General features: G+C 64.4%; 15 protein-coding genes. 12 read left to right on the top strand and 3 right to left on the bottom strand.

From position 1 onward, the window contains the following. The first annotated feature begins 137 nt into the window (after positions 1 to 137). Positions 138 to 482: a hypothetical protein gene (locus tag ACZ7M7_RS07175; protein WP_383608758.1), complete on the top strand. Its 345-nt coding sequence runs from the start codon at positions 138 to 140 to the stop codon at positions 480 to 482. A gap of 227 nt (positions 483 to 709) precedes the next feature. On the opposite strand, the gene ACZ7M7_RS07170 is transcribed toward ACZ7M7_RS07175, so the two are convergent. Both ACZ7M7_RS07170 and ACZ7M7_RS07165 read right to left on the bottom strand, forming a co-directional pair. Beyond that, positions 710 to 1,300, bottom strand: coding sequence for an isochorismatase family protein (locus ACZ7M7_RS07170; protein ID WP_383608761.1), 591 nt, complete (start codon positions 1,298 to 1,300; stop codon positions 710 to 712). Between the two features lie 135 nt (positions 1,301 to 1,435). Next, on the bottom strand, positions 1,436 to 2,794 hold the full coding sequence (locus ACZ7M7_RS07165; protein ID WP_472113590.1) for a nicotinate phosphoribosyltransferase: 1,359 nt from the start codon (positions 2,792 to 2,794) through the stop codon (positions 1,436 to 1,438). A gap of 109 nt (positions 2,795 to 2,903) precedes the next feature. On the opposite strand from ACZ7M7_RS07165, the gene clpS reads away from it, so the two are divergent. From clpS to ACZ7M7_RS07130, 7 genes are all read left to right on the top strand, one after another. Further along, positions 2,904 to 3,221: an ATP-dependent Clp protease adapter ClpS gene (gene clpS / locus ACZ7M7_RS07160; protein WP_328427371.1), complete on the top strand. Its 318-nt coding sequence runs from the start codon at positions 2,904 to 2,906 to the stop codon at positions 3,219 to 3,221. Positions 3,222 to 3,277: 56 nt separating this feature from the next. Then, entirely contained in the window at positions 3,278 to 3,886 is a 609-nt protein-coding gene (locus ACZ7M7_RS07155) for a DUF2017 domain-containing protein (protein ID WP_383608771.1), read from the top strand. Between the two features lie 340 nt (positions 3,887 to 4,226). Further along, positions 4,227 to 5,681 (top strand): amino acid permease, encoded by a 1,455-nt coding sequence (locus ACZ7M7_RS07150; protein ID WP_383608773.1) that lies wholly within the window; start codon positions 4,227 to 4,229, stop codon positions 5,679 to 5,681. A gap of 218 nt (positions 5,682 to 5,899) precedes the next feature. After that, positions 5,900 to 6,322 (top strand): M67 family metallopeptidase, encoded by a 423-nt coding sequence (locus tag ACZ7M7_RS07145; RefSeq protein WP_383608776.1) that lies wholly within the window; start codon positions 5,900 to 5,902, stop codon positions 6,320 to 6,322. 123 nt (positions 6,323 to 6,445) lie between these two features. Continuing rightward, positions 6,446 to 6,541, top strand: coding sequence for a putative leader peptide (locus ACZ7M7_RS07140; protein ID WP_316959376.1), 96 nt, complete (start codon positions 6,446 to 6,448; stop codon positions 6,539 to 6,541). A gap of 114 nt (positions 6,542 to 6,655) precedes the next feature. Continuing rightward, positions 6,656 to 6,934: a MoaD/ThiS family protein gene (locus ACZ7M7_RS07135; protein WP_383608780.1), complete on the top strand. Its 279-nt coding sequence runs from the start codon at positions 6,656 to 6,658 to the stop codon at positions 6,932 to 6,934. 5 nt (positions 6,935 to 6,939) lie between these two features. Further along, on the top strand, positions 6,940 to 7,890 hold the full coding sequence (locus tag ACZ7M7_RS07130; RefSeq protein WP_383632846.1) for a PLP-dependent cysteine synthase family protein: 951 nt from the start codon (positions 6,940 to 6,942) through the stop codon (positions 7,888 to 7,890). A gap of 63 nt (positions 7,891 to 7,953) precedes the next feature. Here ACZ7M7_RS07130 and ACZ7M7_RS07125 read toward each other — a convergent pair whose 3' ends face one another. Next, complete coding sequence (locus ACZ7M7_RS07125; RefSeq protein ID WP_383608786.1) at positions 7,954 to 8,418, bottom strand: type II toxin-antitoxin system PemK/MazF family toxin; 465 nt, start codon at positions 8,416 to 8,418, stop codon at positions 7,954 to 7,956. A 291-nt stretch (positions 8,419 to 8,709) separates the two neighbouring features. On the opposite strand from ACZ7M7_RS07125, the gene ACZ7M7_RS07120 reads away from it, so the two are divergent. From ACZ7M7_RS07120 to ACZ7M7_RS07105, 4 genes are all read left to right on the top strand, one after another. Continuing rightward, a complete protein-coding gene (locus ACZ7M7_RS07120) occupies positions 8,710 to 8,901 on the top strand; it encodes a hypothetical protein (RefSeq protein ID WP_384187002.1) in 192 nt (63 codons plus the stop codon). 288 nt (positions 8,902 to 9,189) lie between these two features. Further along, entirely contained in the window at positions 9,190 to 12,081 is a 2,892-nt protein-coding gene (locus ACZ7M7_RS07115; RefSeq protein WP_472113582.1) for a hypothetical protein, read from the top strand. Between the two features lie 185 nt (positions 12,082 to 12,266). After that, the gene (locus ACZ7M7_RS07110) at positions 12,267 to 13,169 is read left to right on the top strand and encodes a hypothetical protein (protein ID WP_472113579.1); all 903 of its coding nucleotides are present in this window, start codon (positions 12,267 to 12,269) and stop codon (positions 13,167 to 13,169) included. 2 nt (positions 13,170 to 13,171) lie between these two features. Further along, on the top strand, positions 13,172 to 18,715 hold the full coding sequence (locus tag ACZ7M7_RS07105) for a DEAD/DEAH box helicase (protein WP_472113980.1): 5,544 nt from the start codon (positions 13,172 to 13,174) through the stop codon (positions 18,713 to 18,715). Positions 18,716 to 18,775: the final 60 nt, after the last annotated feature.

Raw genomic sequence — 18,775 nt, 5'->3', positions numbered from 1 at the left:
TATGCAGGTCAAGGCGCGATCGGCGGCAACCCCCTGGCGGGTTGCCGCCGATCGTGTTTAGGTGCACCCTGTGCTTCCGTTATTGACACCGGAACCGACATCGACCCTGACACCGACTCGCACGGGGGTGTGACCGCATGGCCGCAGGAGGTTTCTGCAAGCTGCCGACCGGCAGTGTCGTAGTGGCGCTGAACCTGCCCAGACCCACTGCCGACGGCACGGGCTGCGTCCGTGTCCTCGTCCACGCCCAGAACCGCGCCCGAGCCCTGACCAGGCTCCGCAACCTGGGCATGCGCGCCGTCTACCTGCGGGGCAACGCCGCCCCGCCGACCCCCGACGAGATCACGGCGGTCCTGCACCACCCCGACGGCCTGATATGGCGAACGGCACCTGACAACGGTGTCGTCCTGGGCCCCGACCTGGCGCAGGAGCTGTGGCACCCGATCCGGGCACTGCTGAGGCGCCCGGCGGCGCCGGCGTGAGCGCTCAGGAACTGAAGCGGCCCTGACCGGATCGGCGACGGTTTCGGCAACGCCGCCCCGGGGCGCTGAGCTGCATCGATGTGCGGCTCCGCGCGCGGGCGCGACCAGCCACAGCGGCGCCGCAGCCGCCCGACGGTCAAGCGCGGCAGCCCCGCGCAGCGCCCGGCGGCACTCCGGCAGCGCCGGCGTGAGCCGCCGAGGGCCTGTGTGAGCCGCTGGGCGACGGCCTAGGCGACGACCGGCTTGCCCGTCAGTTCGACGCCCGCCTCGCGCATCTCCTCGAGCGCCCGGTCCGTGGTCTCCGAGGCCACCCCGGCGGTCAGATCCAGCAGCACCTGCGTACGGAAGCCCTCCCGCGCCGCGTCCAGCGCGGTCGCGCGCACACAGTGGTCCGTGGCGATGCCCACCACGTCCACCTCCACGACCTCCCTGGCCCGCAGCCAGTCCGCCAGCCGCACCCCGTTCTCGTCGGCCCCCTCAAACCCGCTGTACGCCGCCGCGTACGCCCCCTTTTCGAACACGGCGTCGATCGCGCCGGACGCGACGGCGGGGGCGAAGTTCGGGTGGAAGCCGACACCCTCCGTGCCGGCGACGCAGTGCGCCGGCCAGGAGTGGGCGAAGTCGGGGTTGGTGGAGAAGTGGCCGCCCGGGGCGATGTGGTGATCGCGGGTCGCCACGACGTGCTGGTAGCCCGACCCGGCCGCCTGCCCGATCAGCTCGGTGACGGCGGCGGCCACGTCGGCACCACCGGCCACCGCAAGGCTGCCTCCCTCGCAGAAGTCGTTCTGCACATCTACGACGATCAAGGCGCGGCGCATGGTCGGTGTCCTTCGGTTTGGACGCTGAGGTCGGGACGGTGAAAGCGTGCGGGCCCGGCCGTGAACCTCCGAGCCTAGAGAATTCGGGTGCACTGCGGGAGGGGGCATGGAGTGAGCGCGCCGGGCGCGCTCGCTTCACAACCCCGTCAGGCTCCCCGAGCGCCCGTTGACATATTCCGTCGGGATGACAGGTTCCCCGCGCGACAGCTGGGTCGCGGAAAGCGGCAGGTTCGCGCGAGCGGCGGTGTGCCGGTCCCGTACGACATCCAGCGGCTCGCGGGCCACCACGTCACCGCTCTTGACCAGCTCGACCAGCAGCTGCCGTTCGGTGAGAGCGTCCGGCACCGGCCCGGTGCCGACGACCTCGGCCTCGGCGACGCCGTACTCGTCGAGGCGCCGGGCCGCCCACTTGCGGCCGCCGATGGAGGTCTTGCCGCCGGTGGACTTCTTCGCGACCGGCACCAGCGGTGCCGTGAGGTCGGCGGACTCGGCGCGGGCGACCAGCTTGTAGACCATCGAGCAGGTCGGATGCCCGGACCCGGTCACCAGCTGGGTGCCGACGCCGTACGCGTCCACCGGTGCCGCGGCCAGCGAGGCGATGGCGTACTCGTCCAGGTCGGAGGTCACGATGATCCTGGTGGCCGTCGCGCCCAGCTCGTCCAGCTGCTGCCGGACCCGGTGCGCGACCAGCAGCAGGTCGCCCGAGTCGATCCGGACGGCGCCCAGCTCGGGCCCGGCGACCTCCACGGCCGTACGGACCGCCTCGGCGACGTCGTAGGTGTCCACCAGCAGCGTGGTGCCCCGGCCCATGGACTTCACCTGGGCCTGGAAGGCGTCCCGCTCCCGGTCGTGCAGCAGCGTGAAGGCGTGGGCGCTGGTGCCGACGGTGGGGATGCCGTAGCGAAAGCCCGCGGCGAGGTCGGAGGTGGAGGTGAAGCCGCCGAGGTACGCGGCACGCGAGGCGGCCACCGCGGCAAGCTCGTGGGTGCGCCTGGCGCCCATCTCGATGATCGGGCGCTCACCGGCGGCCGACGACATCCTGGAGGCGGCCGCGGCGATCGCGGAGTCGTGGTTGAGGATGGAGAGGATCACCGTCTCCAGCAGCACGCACTCGGCGAAGGTGCCCTCGACCCGCATGATCGGCGAGCCGGGGAAGTAGACCTCGCCCTCGGGGTAGCCCCAGATGTCGCCGGAGAAGCGGTAGTCCGCGAGCCAGTCCAGGGTCTCCTCGTCGACGATCTTCCGCTCGCGCAGGAAGGCGAGGACGTCCGGGTCGAAGCGGAAGTTCTCGACGGCGTCCAGCACCCGGCCGGTGCCGGCCACGACGCCGTAGCGCCGCCCCTCGGGCAGCCGCCGCGTGAAGACCTCGAACACGCTCCGCCGCTCGGCGGTGCCCGCCTTCATGGCGGCCTGCAGCATCGTGAATTCGTACTGATCCGTGAAGAGCGCCGTCGAGGGAACATCCACCGGCAGCCCAAGGTCCGCTGTGTTCATGAAGATGGATGCTACCCCCATCTCGTCAGTTTGACGATTTGTGGGGCGGGCGTCACAACGGGCGCGCCTGCGCAGCCCGTTTGTGCGACCACCCCCCTGCGGTGGCAGCATGGGCACTGTGACGTCACCCGCTCCCCTAGAGATCGAACGCACCGAGTCGGCGGAGGAGGTCTTCGCCGTCCCCGAGCCGGACGTCCCCTGGGTCACCATCGTCCACAACGACCCGGTCAACCTGATGAGCTATGTGACCTACGTCTTCCAGTCGTACTTCGGCTACACCAAGGACAAGGCCACCAAACTGATGCTCGACGTCCACCACAAGGGCCGGGCGGTCGTCTCCAGCGGCAGTCGCGAGGAGATGGAGCGCGATGTGCAGGCCATGCACGGCTACGGTCTGTGGGCCACCCTCCAGCAGGACCGCAAATGACCGCCCGCCCGCAGCCCCGGCACCACCGACAGGACCGGAAGTAGCGAATCCCCTCCATGCCAGGAACCTTCGAACCGCTCCCCGGCGGCGGTGCGGCCGTCGCCCTCGACGACGTCGAGATCTCCATCATCCGGTCGCTGGCCGTCCAGCTCCTGGAGCTCATCGGCCCCGGCCCCGGCGAGGACGCCCCCGACGACCCGCTCGCCGAGCTGTTCAGCGACGGGCCGAGCGAACCGCCCGCCGACCCGGTCCTCAAGCGCCTCTTCCCGGACGCCTACGGCGATCCCGAGGGCACCCCGCAGGCCAAGGAGGCCGAGGAGCAGCGGGCGCACTCCGCGGAGTTCCGCCGCTACACCGAGAACGACCTGCGCGCCGGCAAGCGCGACAACGCGCTCATGGTGGTCCGCTCCCTGGACGGGCTCAGCACCGCCTCCGCCGGTGAGGGGGGTGCGGTGCTCAAGCTCTCCCTCGAGGAGTCCCAGCAGTGGCTCGGCGCCCTCAACGACCTGCGCCTGGCCATCGGCTCCCGTCTGGACATCGCCGACGAGGACGACACCGACCTGCTCTACCGGCTCCCGGACGAGGACCCGCGCAAGCCGATGGTGATGGCGTATCTGTGGCTGGGCGGTCTTCAGGAGACGCTGGTCGCCACGCTGATGCCGTAGGTTGCAACGCTTTTGTAGCGATATGTGACGGTCCTGTGTTCGCTCAGCGGACGCTCAAATCCGGATAACGATCGCGTCACCGCCGCCACCCGCCTTGGGGGGCGGCAATCCTTTTGTCCGGTTCTTCTTGTGCGATGCGCCACATGTCCTTTAGCCGATCAGTGTGACGGCCGTGATAAATCTTCACGACGCCCGACGAGCACCACCCGAATGTTCGGCCGGGTGCGCCACATGGCCGACGGATCGTCGGCCGGGCACAGCTCCAGCAATCCGGGGGGATCGAGACCCGATCCGAGGCCGACGAAGGGCCCGGGTCGGCATGGAGAAAGGCGCACTACACATGACCTCTTCGAAGGTCACTGACGCGACGGCCACGGGTGCCCCGGAAGAGGGGTACGAGCGAGGTCTCGGCAGCCGTCAGGTCCAGATGATCGCCATCGGCGGCGCCATCGGTGTCGGGCTGTTCATGGGTGCCGGAGCGAACATCGCGAAGGCCGGCCCCAGCATCATCCTCATGTACGCCCTCGCGGGCGTCGTCATCTTCTTCATCATGCGGGCCCTGGGCGAGCTGCTCCTGTACCGGCCCGTCTCCGGCTCCTTCGCCGAGTACGCCCGCGAATTCCTCGGCCCGTTCTTCGGGTTCGTCACGGGCTGGACGTACTGGCTCATGTGGGTGGTCACCGGCATGGCCGAGCTCACGGCCGCCGCGATCTACATCCACTTCTGGTTCCCCGAGATCCCGCAATGGGTCAGCGCCCTGGTGTTCCTGGTGGTGCTCTTCGGCGTGAACCTGATCTCCGTCAAGATCTTCGGCGAGGTCGAGTTCTGGTTCTCGATGATCAAGGTCACGGCCATCATCGGCATGATCGTCATCGGCCTCGGCGTGCTCACCCTCGGCTTCTCCGACGCCGGTGACACCGCCACCGTCTCCAACCTCTGGTCGCACGACGGCTTCTTCCCGAACGGCATCGGCTCCAGCCTGATGACGCTCCAGGGCGTCATGTTCGCCTACCTCGCCGTCGAGCTCGTCGGCGTCACCGCCGGCGAGTCCGAGAACCCCGAGAAGACCCTGCCCAAGGCCATCAACACGCTGCCCTGGCGCATCATCGTCTTCTACGTCGGCGCGCTGCTGGTGATCCTCTCCGTCGTCAAGTGGACCGAGTTCTCCGCGGGCGAGAGTCCGTTCGTCCACGCGTTCGGCAAGATCGGCATCCCGCTCGCCGCGGGCATCGTCAACTTCGTGGTGCTCACCGCGGCCCTGTCGTCCTGCAACTCCGGCATGTACTCGACCGGGCGGATGCTGCGCGACCTCGCTTCCAACAGCGAGGCCCCGCAGGCCTTCGGCAAGCTCAACGCCCGCAAGACGCCCGCCTTCGGCATCTCGGTCTCCGTGGCGCTCATGGGCATCGGCGTGGTGCTGAACTACGTCGTCCCGGAGAAGGCGTTCCTCTACGTCACCTCCGTGGCCACCGCGGCAGGCATCTGGACCTGGATGATGATCCTCGTCAGCCACATCCGCTACCGCGCCGCGGTCGACGCGGGTCGGCTGCGCGCCTCGTCCTTCCCGGCTCCCGGCGGGGCGCTGTTCAGCTGGGTCGCGCTGCTCTTCCTCATCGGCGTGACCTTCATGATCGCGTACGACAAGGACGCGCGGATCTGCCTCTACGTCGCGGCAGGCTGGGCGGTCGCCCTGGGCGTCGGCTGGTCGATCCTCAAGAAGCGCAACCCGCAGCTCACCGCTCGCGGTGGCGACGAGCCCGAGCTGGACGCTTCGCTGAAGGAGCCCGTGAGGTGATTGCCGCGGAAGGCCGTCCGTTGTCTGCGGCGCCGCTGTGGCTGGTCGCGCAGTTCCCCACGCCCCTTTAGGGGCGTTGCCGAGCTGCTTGTCCAGGACGTCCCGCCGTCGGGAGCACTCGTGGCGCTCCCGACGGCTGCCGCTCAGGGCGTCCGGTATATGGGCCGCTCCGTACCATCCCTCGGTACGGAGCGGCCCCTCTGCTTATCCTGACGAGCATGCTGACCATCACCCAGGCCCTCGTCGACCAGATCGTCGCCCACGCGCGCAAGGACCACCCCGACGAGGCGTGCGGCGTCGTCGCGGGCCCGGCCGGCTCGGACCGCCCCGAGCGCTTCATCCCGATGCTGAACGCGGCGATGTCGCCCACCTTCTACGAGTTCGACTCGGGCGACCTGCTCAAGCTCTACCGCGAGATGGACGACCGCGACGAGGAGCCGGTGGTCATCTACCACTCCCACACGGCCACCGAGGCCTACCCCTCGCGCACCGACATCTCCTACGCCAACGAGCCCGGCGCGCACTACGTCCTGGTCTCCACGGCCGACACCGACGGCCTCGGCGACTTCCAGTTCCGCTCCTACCGGATCGTCGACGGCGAGGTGACGGAAGAGGAGGTCAAGGTCGTCGAGGCGTACTGACGGGCGGACCGGGTCGGTGGACCGGGCCGGTCTGAACAGCGCCGTCTCACTCCGCGGCCGTAAAGCGTCCGCGATGTGGGATCACATTCCAAAAGCCGGACCGGGAATCGATACGATGACCCCATGGTTTTTCACGACGTGAGCGAAAAGACGCCGGGCATGCTGCTCGTGGCGCGGCTGCACGTCGACCTGTGCAGGCTCGCCAGCGCCATCTGTTGACGCTGCCCCTGCCGCCGTACGGCCGTGAGCCGCGGCGCCTCAAACGCACCACCCCCGCTGTACTTGCGCTGCCGCGCGCCCCCGACTGACTACTCCCGACAGGAGCCCTGAGCCATGGCCATCGAGGTCCGCATCCCGACCATCCTCCGCCAGTACACCGACGGTCAGAAGGCGGTGGAGGGCAGCGGTGGCACCCTCGCCGACCTGTTCACCGACCTCGAGAGCCGGCACGCGGGGATCCACGCCCGCATCGTGGACGACGGCCAGCTGCGCCGCTTCGTCAACGTCTATCTGAACGACGAGGACGTCCGCTTCCTCGACGGCATCAACACCAAGCTCGCCGACGGCGACAACGTCACGATCCTGCCGGCCGTGGCCGGCGGTATGGCCTGATCCACATGCGCTACGACTCCCCGCTCGCCGCGGTGGGCAACACCCCTCTGGTGCGCCTGCCGCGGTTGTCGCCGTCCGAGGACGTCCGCATCTGGGCCAAGCTGGAGGACCGCAACCCCACCGGCTCGGTCAAGGACCGCCCGGCCCTGCACATGATCGAGCAGGCGGAGAAGGACGGCCGCCTCACCCCGGGCTGCACGATCCTGGAGCCGACCAGCGGAAACACCGGCATCTCCCTGGCGATGGCGGCGAAGCTCAAGGGCTACCGGATCGTTTGCGTGATGCCCGAGAACACCTCGCAGGAGCGCCGGGACCTGCTCGCCATGTGGGGCGCGGAGATCATCTCCAGCCCCGCCGCGGGCGGCTCCAACACCGCCGTACGGGTCGCCAAGGAGCTGTCCGCCGAGCACCCCGACTGGGTGATGCTCTACCAGTACGGCAACCCGGACAACGCGGGCGCCCACTACGCCACGACCGGACCGGAGATCCTCGCCGACCTCCCCTCGGTCACCCACTTCGTCGCCGGCCTCGGCACCACGGGCACCCTGATGGGCGTCGGCCGCTACCTGCGCGAGCACAAGCCGGGCGTGAAGATCGTCGCCGCGGAGCCCCGCTACGACGATCTCGTCTACGGCCTGCGCAACCTCGACGAGGGCTTCGTACCCGAGCTGTACGACGCCTCCGTCCTGACCACCCGCTTCTCGGTCGGCTCGGCCGACGCGGTGACCCGCACCCGCGAGCTGCTCCAGCAGGAGGGCATCTTCGCGGGTGTCTCCACCGGTGCCGCCCTGCACGCGGCGATCGGCGTGGGCAACAAGGCGCTGAAGGCGGGCGAGAGCGCGGACATCGTGTTCGTCGTCGCCGACGGCGGCTGGAAGTACCTCTCGACCGGCGTCTACACCGCGACGACGACCGAAGAGGCCATCGAGACGCTCCAGGGGCAGCTCTGGGCGTGAGCCGGTCCGCACGACCAGCCGGCTCGGGGTCCGCGAGGCCCTGAAGGGGCGAGTGACGGCGCCCTAAGTGGCGAGGTGACGGACCTGGTCCCAGACGACCGGGTCCATCACCCCCACCCGCCGCCGGAAGTCCGACACCGGGACGTCCCGCAGCTCACCCGTCTCCAGGAAGCTCGTCCGCCCGCGCGCGTCCCCGACCGAGCCCGGCGGCAGCGGAATGACGCCGTACCGCTCGTCGCGGTACTTACTGGTGATCTTCGCGACCGTGACCCGCTTCCCGCGCACCGCGAGCACCAGACAGGGCCGGTCCTTGGCGCCCGGCCCGTCCTCGTAGGGCACGTTCGCCCACCAGATCTCCGCGGGCTCGGGACGAGCGGTGGTGCGCCCCCGGGTACGTCCCCCGGGCCGTCCCGGCGGCCGGGTACGCCGCCCCTCGGGCCGCCGTTTGCGCCCCCACCCGTCCACGAGCGTGGCGACGAGCGCGAGCAGTACCACCGCCGCGAGGGCGAGCCACCAGGACGTGTCCATACGCACGAAGGTACCGGCGCACGCCCACCCTGCGCGCCGTCACTCCCACCTCATACGCCCCGCATCCAGCCGAACGCGTGACACCACAGGTGAGTTCGCCCACAACAGATTTGGGTGGTTTTGTGAGCTGGGCGGATGTCGAGAAAAGGCCGCTGACGTGCGAAAACGCCTCTCAGTGGTTCTCGTGGTTTCGCGGCGATTCCCGCACCGATGTGCCCTCGATGTGCCCTCGGCTGGATGTCCGGGGAGGGGCGCACACTGGAAGCACAGCCCCCGAAGAAGCTGATCACGATGACTCTCCGCACGATCGCCCATCACCTCGGTCTGCCCGTCCGGCGCGACCCGCAGGAGGTCGCGAAGATCGTCGAGGGACTCCGACCCAATCTGGACGAGCTTCCCGACGACAGGCGGGAGCGGCTCGCCGCCGAGTGGACCAAGGTCCTCAGCGGACGCCATTGGCACCGGCCGTATCTCCGGGACTGAGCTCGACGGGAGCGACATGGGTGACTGAAACTGGCGGCTCCGCGCCGACCGGAAGTGGGGCTTCGCCGAAGTGACGACCTGTTGGCCCGGACAGGCCCTGGAGCCTGGCGCCGATCCGGACGCCAGGTCAACGTCGAGAGAAGACCGACCAAGGCGGGTAGCGCTGACGGAGGACCGCTGACCCCGCCTGACCCGGAAGTCGATCTCGCCCATTGATGCCCCAAGTATCGCCAGCTTGCCCCAGACTGGGTCTAGTTCAAGGTAGGACCAGGGGAGGAGACACCGAGCGTGGCAGGCACGGCACCTGGCGGTTCGATAGCAGTCCTAAAGCACCTACACGAGTACCTAGATCATCACTTTCGGACGCTTCACGAACATCGCCAAGCACTGCGGCCGGCGGCCCCCGTCTTTGCCTTGGAACACGATCTCAACGGTAGTGACCTCGAATTGCTCTCGAGTGCGGTCGGTGGAGCCCTCGCGGAGGGCTTCGACATTCGCCACCGCACCCAATGGTTGCCCTTTGTTGTGCATGCCGCAGAGATCGGCTACCTCTATACCGGAGACGAGTACTGGCCGCTGTTCGCCCAGAAGACTCCTGGCTGGGATCGTGGCCCCCAGTGGAAGATCAACAGCAATCGCGGGCTTATCAAAAGGTGGTTCAAGCAGTTCGCGGCAGAATATGGCGGGATCGAACCTAAGGGCGCCTTTGCCGCGAACTTCAATATCATCGCTTGGCCGATTACACATGCCGTTATGCCAGTCGATTTGCAACGACAGATGGCGCAGCTGCTATTTGAGGCCCGTGCGGTGCTGACGCCTGAGATGCTTGACGACCCCAACGTACTGGGTGCGTGCCTGGCAGCCCGCACGGGTAGGTACAGTGAGCGTTTCCAAAAACTTTGCTACAACCAGAGTCTGCTCGGCCATATCGCCGCAGCTCTACTATCGGGCGACGATGAAGGATCTCCATATCTAGTGCAATCGACACTAGTTCGCTTAGTTGCCGATTTGACGAAGGGAAATGAGGCGCGAACCTGGTTGGCTCAGGCCAAGCGCTCTGCCCATTCAGTCCGCTCACGCGGCTTCCTCCCCACAAGTGCGGTCCAAAGGACAGGCCGGCGCGAACAGTCGCTCTCAAATGTCACCAACCCGAAGCTTTTCCTGCGACAGGAAGAGGTCGGATGGCATCTAAATCTGGAATTGCCTGATCTCTCGGCCCTTCAAACCGAAAACACTCAGGTCGGAGAGGAACTTCGAAAACGGCGGCCAAAGATCGAAGGTCGCCGTCAACCTCTACCAAGAGGGGCACTTCTGTACCCGGGCAGAGAGTCGCTGCCCGTCTGGCCCCGTCCGGAAATGCCTATCATTCAACTGGAGCAGGGGTCAACGGAGGTCAACGAGCTGATCGCAAGGCGCTGCGCCATAAGCCAGGGTCCATGGTGGATTTTCCGCAAGGAGGCCGGAGGGCTGGCCATTGAGGTCAAGGGAAGGTTTATCCGGCCAGGTCGGGAGTATGTCTTGGTCGGCTGGGCGGGAAGTAAGCCCCCAGCGTTTCCATGGGTGGCGGAAGCACCAATTCTTACCGATGGGGTCCAGGCCTTTGATGTGACAGCACCGCCTCTCATCAGTGAGGTGGAAATCATTCAGCTTGCGACAGCGGGCCTGTCGGTGGTGTCGGACGTGTCGATTCAGCCTGTCGGCCTCACTCCGGCGTACTGGGACGGGGAAGGCTCTGTCGAGTGCCTCGCTGGAGAACCAGTGATGCTCGAAGTTAGGTCTGCTCAGGCTACGGAGAAATGCTCCGTGAGGGTAAACGGTGGGCTTCCATTTTTGCTCGAATGGCCTACGGGAAGTCAGCAATTGGCATTTGCCCTGGAAGACCTCGCCGTAGGCTCCCACGAGGTGCAGGTTGCACTGCTGACCGCAGGTACAGGAATGCCTTTTACAAGCGGCTCACTCTCCGTCACCATTCGCGACCCCCATCCGAACCTGGAGGCAGCAACAGAAGGAGCAGGTATCCGCCTGTTCGCCACTCCAGCCAGGCCGAAGCTAACCGAGATCTGGGATGGCCATGCAAGCCTCTCCGTAGACGGCCCTACGGCCATGAAAGCTGACCTAACAGTTGTTCTACGGGACGACAACGGAAGAGAACTAGTACAGCATCAAAACGGAATCTCACTCCCCTTTGGTGACGACGCATGGGAAAGGCTTGTATCCCGCGAATTTCGCAGAGGGAAATGGCTCAACGCGTACAACGCGGCTGAGTCCTGCGAAATTTCTGTTTCCCGAAGCGGAGTGGGATTCGCATCCCTGGCCTGCGAACGCGGCTTCCATCCACTCCGTTGGGTTCTCACTAAGCAGCGCAACGGTGGGTACGAAGCACGCCTAATCGACCGCACAGACGGCGCTGATACCGAGGTCCTTCTATTTCCTGTAGAGACCCCTTTGACTGGTGAGCAGCAGGATGCAGCAATACCGATCACCGCTCCGGTAAATGGCGGAATGCTGCGGGCCACGTCAGGCAACGTGACCGCCGCAATTATTCTCCCACCTGATCCCAACCGGCTGCGCCAAAGGCCGAGCAACAGCCCGATCGTTCACTACACGGACAATTCATTGTCCGAAGTGCAGAGACTTATCTTTGGTCACTGCCACTGGGGTAATGCTGATCTGTCGGCCGATCCATTCTCTCACCGTCAGCAGCAGTTGGTTCTCGATGCCATCACAACGAAACTTGTGTCCCTCATAGCCGGGGCGAGGTGGGCTCACCTGGAACAGAAGCGTGCATGCCTCAACTCCCGTAAGCCAACGGGCATGCTGGACGAGATGCAGAAACTTGTAGGTGAGGCGACGGCACAGCGTGCTGTGGCCCGACACATCGCCAGCCACCTCTGGCAGTGGGTGGACTCGCCGCTGGCTCTGCGGGAAGGGTTCAAGGATGCGATTGATGCCATCTCGGCAGATAGCGGCTTCGACGACTCTGGCGCCGCTGCAAGGTTTCTCTTGCTTCTTGCTAGTAGGCCTGGCTCTTTGGCTGTTTGGGATGAGGCTGAACGAGACTTGATGTTGAGGTGTGTGATGAGCTCCCCCGTACTCATTCGGGCGGCTCGATTCGCGGTACTGGGCACTGAGGATCTTCGCGAGGAACCAGAGCAGTCAACCATCAGGGGTGACCAGTGAGAGTGACAGCACTCAGCGTTCAGGAGGTCGCAGAACGCACTGTTCACGCGCTTTGGTTGGACGAGACAGCCACTGATTTGTTCTCTGCAGAGGCGCTCTCCGCCTCGCTCCGCCGCGCCGCCTCTTTCCTGTGTCCGGCAAGCCCGCGCCGGCTAGTGGACGCAGTGCTTGAGGCCCTCTGTCCGTTGGACGAGTCATCCCTGATGGCTCGTCACCATGTTTCAGCACAGTTGGATCTGCTGGTGTCGATTGGTGACCTGATCGAACTTCCTCACCATGGCGGTGGCAAGGGCCGACAGATCTACTTGGCTCCACCCTCGTATGTAGAGAAGGCGCCCGGGCACTATCTGCTGCTCGGTGTGCGACCCAACGGTGCACCGCTCGTGGACGAGGCACTAGGGGCGGAGGTGCATCATGAGGGCCATACACGGTTCCTCGAACTCGATGCTGAGAGCGACCCCGCCAGCCTGCAGGCCGCCCACCTGCATGAAATTCCTCGCGACCACTGGCTCAAGCGACCTGGGGTGGAGCATGCGGCCGCAGTCGTCGCTCTGATGTGTCAGCGCTTGGATGGAGCGGGAGAGTCTGGCCAGGTCGACGGTCTGAAGATCATCGATCCTGAGGCGTCTGTTCTCTACTACCGAGGTCGCTGGCGGCCGATCGCAAGTGGGGACTCCGGAGACTTCGTTGCCCGCCGCCCGCAAGCCTACGGTGCCGACTTATGGTGCTTTGTGCGCGTTGAACATGGCGTCCCTCGCGCATTGGTGGACCTGCCTGTTGATGACCTCACTGCATCTGGCTGCGACGAGGCGTGGCGCACGCAGGCGGCCATAGATGCCTTGATGGGCACACCGCAGGCCATGCACGTACAACTCGCTCCAGGAAGAGCCGGCGATCTACGTCTAGACCTGTTCGGCCCAGTCCCTGGGTGGGCGCAGCGCTACCTCGAGCTCGTAGGGACCCCCGTCTCACGGTCACGAGGGGCCTTGGCCTCGTACCGGGTACCAATGTCGGCGATCGGTGAGTTGTCGGTGTTCTTCACTGACATGCTATGGATGCAGGTCAGCGAAGAGGGAGGGGTGGCGTGACGATGGAAGCGCCTACGATCGCGGGGACGATCAGCAAGATTCAGGCAGCCCTTCGGGACTACATCGAGGCGACCTATCACGTCGGACATCCCACTGTGGTCGATCAGCGTAGCGAACTGCTGGAGCAGGAGGGTGTGCTGTTTCAGCCCCCCTTCATCGAAAGCACTCCTCGCTACCAAACGAACCGACGCTTCGGTGACCTTGAACTCGACGGAGCTGTCCAAGAGCTCTTCGGGAGCCTGTCGGCTCAAGCCGACGACCAGAAGCCACTGCTGTACGACCCGCCCTACACCCATCAGGCTGAGGCTCTGGAGTGGACTGCTCGGGACGGCCACAGTTTGGCGGTCACAACCGGGACGGGCTCAGGCAAGACCGAGTCGTTCCTCCTGCCGATGCTGGCGAAGCTTGCGACGGAGGCCGCGCACAGACCTACCTCGTTCAAGGTTCCGGCTGTGCGATCTTTGATCCTTTATCCGATGAACGCGCTGGTGAACGACCAGTTGGGGCGGCTTCGACTCCTGCTCAGCGATCCACGCGTTACCGCCAAGTTCAGCGAGTGGGCCGGTCGCCCGGCACGCTTTGCCCGGTACACCAGCCGAACGCTGTATCCCGGCGTGCGCCAGGTCAAGAAGGATCAGACGCGCCTGCGCTCGATCGAAGACTTCTACATCAATCTGATCGACCTCAAGAACGACTCCTCCTCGCCCGGGCATGGCGAAGCGGCTGCTCTCATCAAGGAGTTGGAGGCGCGAGGCAAGTGGCCGGCAAAGCCAGATCTGAAGGCGTGGTACGGCAAGAGTGGCGCTCGGTGGAAGAACAACGCCGATGAGTTCGTGCGAGCCGTCCTTCGCCCCGAAGATCCGGAACTTCTGACACGCCACGAAGTACTGGGGGAACCCCCGGACGTTCTGATCACCAACTACTCGATGCTCGAGTACATGCTGATGCGTCCGCTTGAGCGTCCGGTGTTCGATGCGACGCGATCATGGTTGGCGGACAACCCCGATGAGAAGTTCCTTCTGATCATTGATGAGGCTCACATGTACCGCGGTGCCGCTGGCGCCGAGGTCGCACTCCTGCTACGCCGCCTTCGCGCCAGGCTTGGGATCCCTGCCGAGCGACTCCAGGTGATCTGCACGAGTGCCAGCTTCAAGAGCCCCGATTATGCGCGTCAGTTCGCCGCGCAGTTGAGCGGCAAGTCCGAAGCTGACTTCAAGAGTGTGCAAGGCAAGCTCTCCCTACAGAAGTCTGCCAGCACGGGGAGCCTGCAGGATGCTCACGCTTTGGCCGCAGTGCCCTTGCATGACTTCTATGAGGGCGAGAGCGATGGAGCCCGCATCGCTGCCGTTCAAGGTCTTCTGGACTATCGCGCCGTGGAAGGGGCTGGGATCGCAACGGCCGGCGAACTGTTGCACGATGCCCTCAATTCCTTCGGTCCAATGAATCTTCTCATCAATGAGACCATGAAGCAGGCACAGCCGGTCAATGAGCTGGGCGCGCTCATCTTCCCAACGGCACCAACCGAGCTCGCTGATAGAGCCGTTTCAGCCCTCGTCGCCCTGGGCAGCGCAGCACGGCAATCGGCAGACGGTGCGGGGCTCTTGCCTTGCCGTGTTCATGCGTTCTTCCGAGGCCTTCCCGGTCTCTGGGCTTGCCTTGACCCAGAATGCTCTGAAGTCGATCGAGAAGCCTACTCGCAGCCAGGGCCAGTGGGTCAGCTATATGCGCAGCCCAGAGCAGCCTGTACCTGTGGCGCCAGAGTTTTCGAACTGTACACCTGTCGGCACTGCGGCTCCTCTTACGCGCGGGCTTACACCCACGCACTCGCTTCCCCGTCGCATCTGTGGAACGAGCCTGGTGGAACCTTCCAATCGGCCCATGGCTCCATCCCGGAACTTTACGCGCTCGACTTGCTACTCGAGAAGCCGTACGAGGACAACGTCGAAATCGCCGACCTCGATCTGGTCACCGGCCGACTCAATCCGGAGAAACTCGGTTCTCGCGTCCGCAGCGTCTTCATCCCGCGCCATCGGAGTGGAGAGTCACTAAAGGGTGATGATGACCACGAGGCCGAGGCAAACGGGGAGTTCAAGCCCTGTGGTGTCTGCGGAAAGTCAGCGAACTTCGGACGGTCGTCTGTACAGGATCACCAAACCAAGGGAGACCAGCCGTTCCAGGCTTTGGTGACGCGTCAGATCGAAGTACAGCCACCTGCCAGCACGCCGAACACCGACTTCGCACCGTTGCGCGGGCGTAAAGTGCTCATCTTCTCCGACTCGCGGCAGGTTGCCGCTCGGATTGCACCCAACCTGCAGAATTACTCAATGCGGGATGTAATCCGTCCCATTATCTTGCGCGGGTGGCAAGAGCTGGCTAAAACCCCGTTTGATCGCCAACTCAATTTGGATCGACTCTATCTGGCGGCGATGGTTGGCGCGCGGCTCCTGTCCGTGAGACTTCGCCCGGAGCTGCGGCCGGCAGAGTCGCTTCAGGCTTTGGACAACGTCACAAAAGCCATCGACAATGGTGCGCTCAGCGGCAATTTCGGCGATTTGATGGAGCTATTCGCCGTCGCTGATCCGCCTCCGCACTCGCTCATGCGGACAATGTACGCGACGCTGACAGATAAATATCGCGGACTGACAGCACTAGGGCTGGCATCTCTACGCGAGTCTCCGGCCAAATCCGCAGAGTTGCTCGCAGCCCTTCCCGACATCGAAGGCGTTGCAACCAGCGAATCGTCCAAGCTGGCCCTCGTGCGGCTATGGCTTATGCAATGGATGAACCCTGGGATCTGGTTCTCGTCGATGGCCGACGGAGAGTGGCTACAGACAGACGGCGGCATCCACCCGCATTCCGGAAGATTCAAGCCATTCGATCGATGGCTTAATTCGAAAGACTCGAAGAAGAAGTTCAACGATAGTTGGCTGCCTACGCTGCTTCGTCACTTCTGCGAGGGAGTCGGCGGAAAGTTTCGACTGTCAGCTACGAAGATCTATCTGGACCTGAGTGAAGAGTGGGGGTATTGCGAACGCTGTCGCTTCACTCAGCGACCTTTTCCCGGCACCAATCGGTGTGTCAGTTGCCGAGCTCCGCGGGTCCGCGAGCTCGACCCCGAAACGGACGCAGTTTTTCAAGCCCGTATGGGCTACTACCGTGCCAGCACCGCAAGAGCCCTGGGCAACCCAGCCGAGTTGCCGATGAGTATCATCGCCGCAGAGCACACGGCACAGCTCAATGCCGCACAGTCAGATGCGGTCTTCTCCAAGGCGGAAGAGCACGAACTGTTGTTCCAGGATGTCAACCTTGGATTGCCTGGATCAGGGGATCAGCAGAAACGCGCTGCCATCGATGTTCTGTCCTGTACGACCACTATGGAAGTGGGCATCGACATCGGTAATCTCTCTGGTGTAGCGCTGCGTAATATGCCGCCTTCGCGCGCGAACTACCAGCAGCGTGCAGGCCGGGCGGGACGTCGCGGTAACGCTGTTGCCACAGTGCTGGCTTTTGGTAGCGCCGACACTCACGATGACCACTACTTCCGCCAACCGGATCTGATGATCCGCGGGGATGTTGATGACCCAGTATTGACGATGAACAACGACGAGATCACGCGGCGTCATGTCATCGCATACTTGCTGCAGCGCTACCATCAGGACCGCCTGCCTGAAATCAAGCCCGAGGATCAACCGCAACTATTCGCGGTCCTAGGACGCGTTAGCGACTTCACGGGGGAAACCTCTCCGCTAAACCGAACTGACCTAGAATTGTGGCTGAAGGCCAACGAAGATTCTCTCCGGGATGAAGTTTCGGGGTGGCTCCCCGAAGAGCTGAGCCAGGAGAGCCGGGAGTCCCTCCTCCAGGGAATTGTCACCAGGACCCTTGCTGACATCGACAAGGCCCTCGAACTCGATCTCGACGAGGGCACCTCAACGTCCTCCGAAGTGGACGCATCAACTGAGGTTGAAGAGAATGATGTTGAGGAGATTTCTGATGACCCGGAGGAGCCAGACGTCCGACGAGGTCAGAAGAATCTGCTTGATCGACTACTTTACAAGGGAGTGCTGCCTCGCTACGCCTTCCCCACTGATGTCGTCGCATTCCACGTATTCGATCTCCATCGATCGACGCCGTTTAGACCTGCGTTTGACTATGCGCCCAGCCAGGGGCTTGCTGTCGCACTCAGCCAGTATGCGCCTGGAAAAGTGGTGTGGGTGGACAGTAAAGAATGGACTTCCGGAGCCATTTACGCGCCGGTCCAGGAAACACGCCACCAAGCCTGGCGGGACAGGGTTCTCTACTTCGAGTGCCAGGTCTGCCATTACGCCAATTACTTCTCTTACCAAGAGGCCAAGCGCGGTGAAAAGCGTGAGTGCCCGGCCTGCCGCACCGATGATGCTTTTGGCGAGGCGCAGAACTGGATGCGTCCTCCAGGGTTTGCGCATCCGGCCGGGAAAGACCCCGGCACCAGCCCTGATAAGGCACCGGCCCGCAGTTATGCCACACGCGCCAAACTCATGGCACCTGGGCCGACTGAGGAGAGTGCCTGGCAGCAAGTCACGGAGCGGCTGGCACAGACCTACCGCCGCGAAACGCTGCTTGTGACCAACACTGGCCCCCGTGGCCAGGGATACACGTACTGCGTAAGTTGCGGTCTCATCGAACCGACAGCGACTCCGTCAGGTGTGGTGGGCGGGACACACAAGAAGCCCTTCCCCGATGAGAAGGAGCCGAATTGTCCCGGTGGGCGTTCGACCCGCGGCCTAGTTCTGGGAACCGACTTCATCTCCGACGTGCTCTTGGTTCGCCTGAAGGTGGACTCACCCGTCACGCTCAAGCCGGCGTACCTATCAACGCATATCGCACTGCGCACAGTCGCTGAGGCGCTGACTATTGCCGCAACCCGGAAGCTTGGCATCGAGGCAGCAGAGCTACAAGCGGAGTATCGTCCGGCGCTCAACACACGCGGCGGCGAAGGTCTTGAGGCCGAGATCTACCTGTACGACACACTCGCTGGCGGCGCCGGCTTCACCCGCCGGGTCCATGCCCAGGGGATGGAGATCTTTGAGGAGACGCTGGAACTGCTCGAGAACTGTCCGGAGAACTGCGACGAGTCCTGCTACCGCTGCCTGCGCAGTTTCCGCAATCGTTTCGAGCACAACCTACTGGACCGTCGTGTCGGTGCCGGCCTGCTGCGTTACCTGATCGAAGAAACGCCGCCAACTCTGGACGCGGAGCGGCTCGCGCGATCGGCTGACAAACTCCTGGAGGACCTCGAAAGCCGTGAGATCGACGGCGTCTCATTCGAGCGAAACAAGGATGCCGACGTTGCAGGTGTCGGTGCGGTGACCGCCCCCATCCTTGCAACGCGAGGCAACCAGCAGTGGCTCTTCGGCGTGCATAGTCCGCTCACCCCTGACGTCGCGCCCGCTGAGAGGCTGCAGATTGCCAAAGACAGTGGTGGACCAGTTCGTCTGATCGACGACCTGGTTATTTCTCGCAATCTGCCATTTGCGACGCAGCTTGTCCTTCAAGCGCTGCAGTGAGCTCAAAAGCGACTCGATGGGCCGATATGAGGCAAGAGGATGCTGTTATCTCCTCTGAAC

The sequence above is a fragment of the Streptomyces sp. NPDC111606 genome (assembly GCF_055656945.1).
This window is presented reverse-complemented; position numbering and strand designations above follow the sequence as displayed.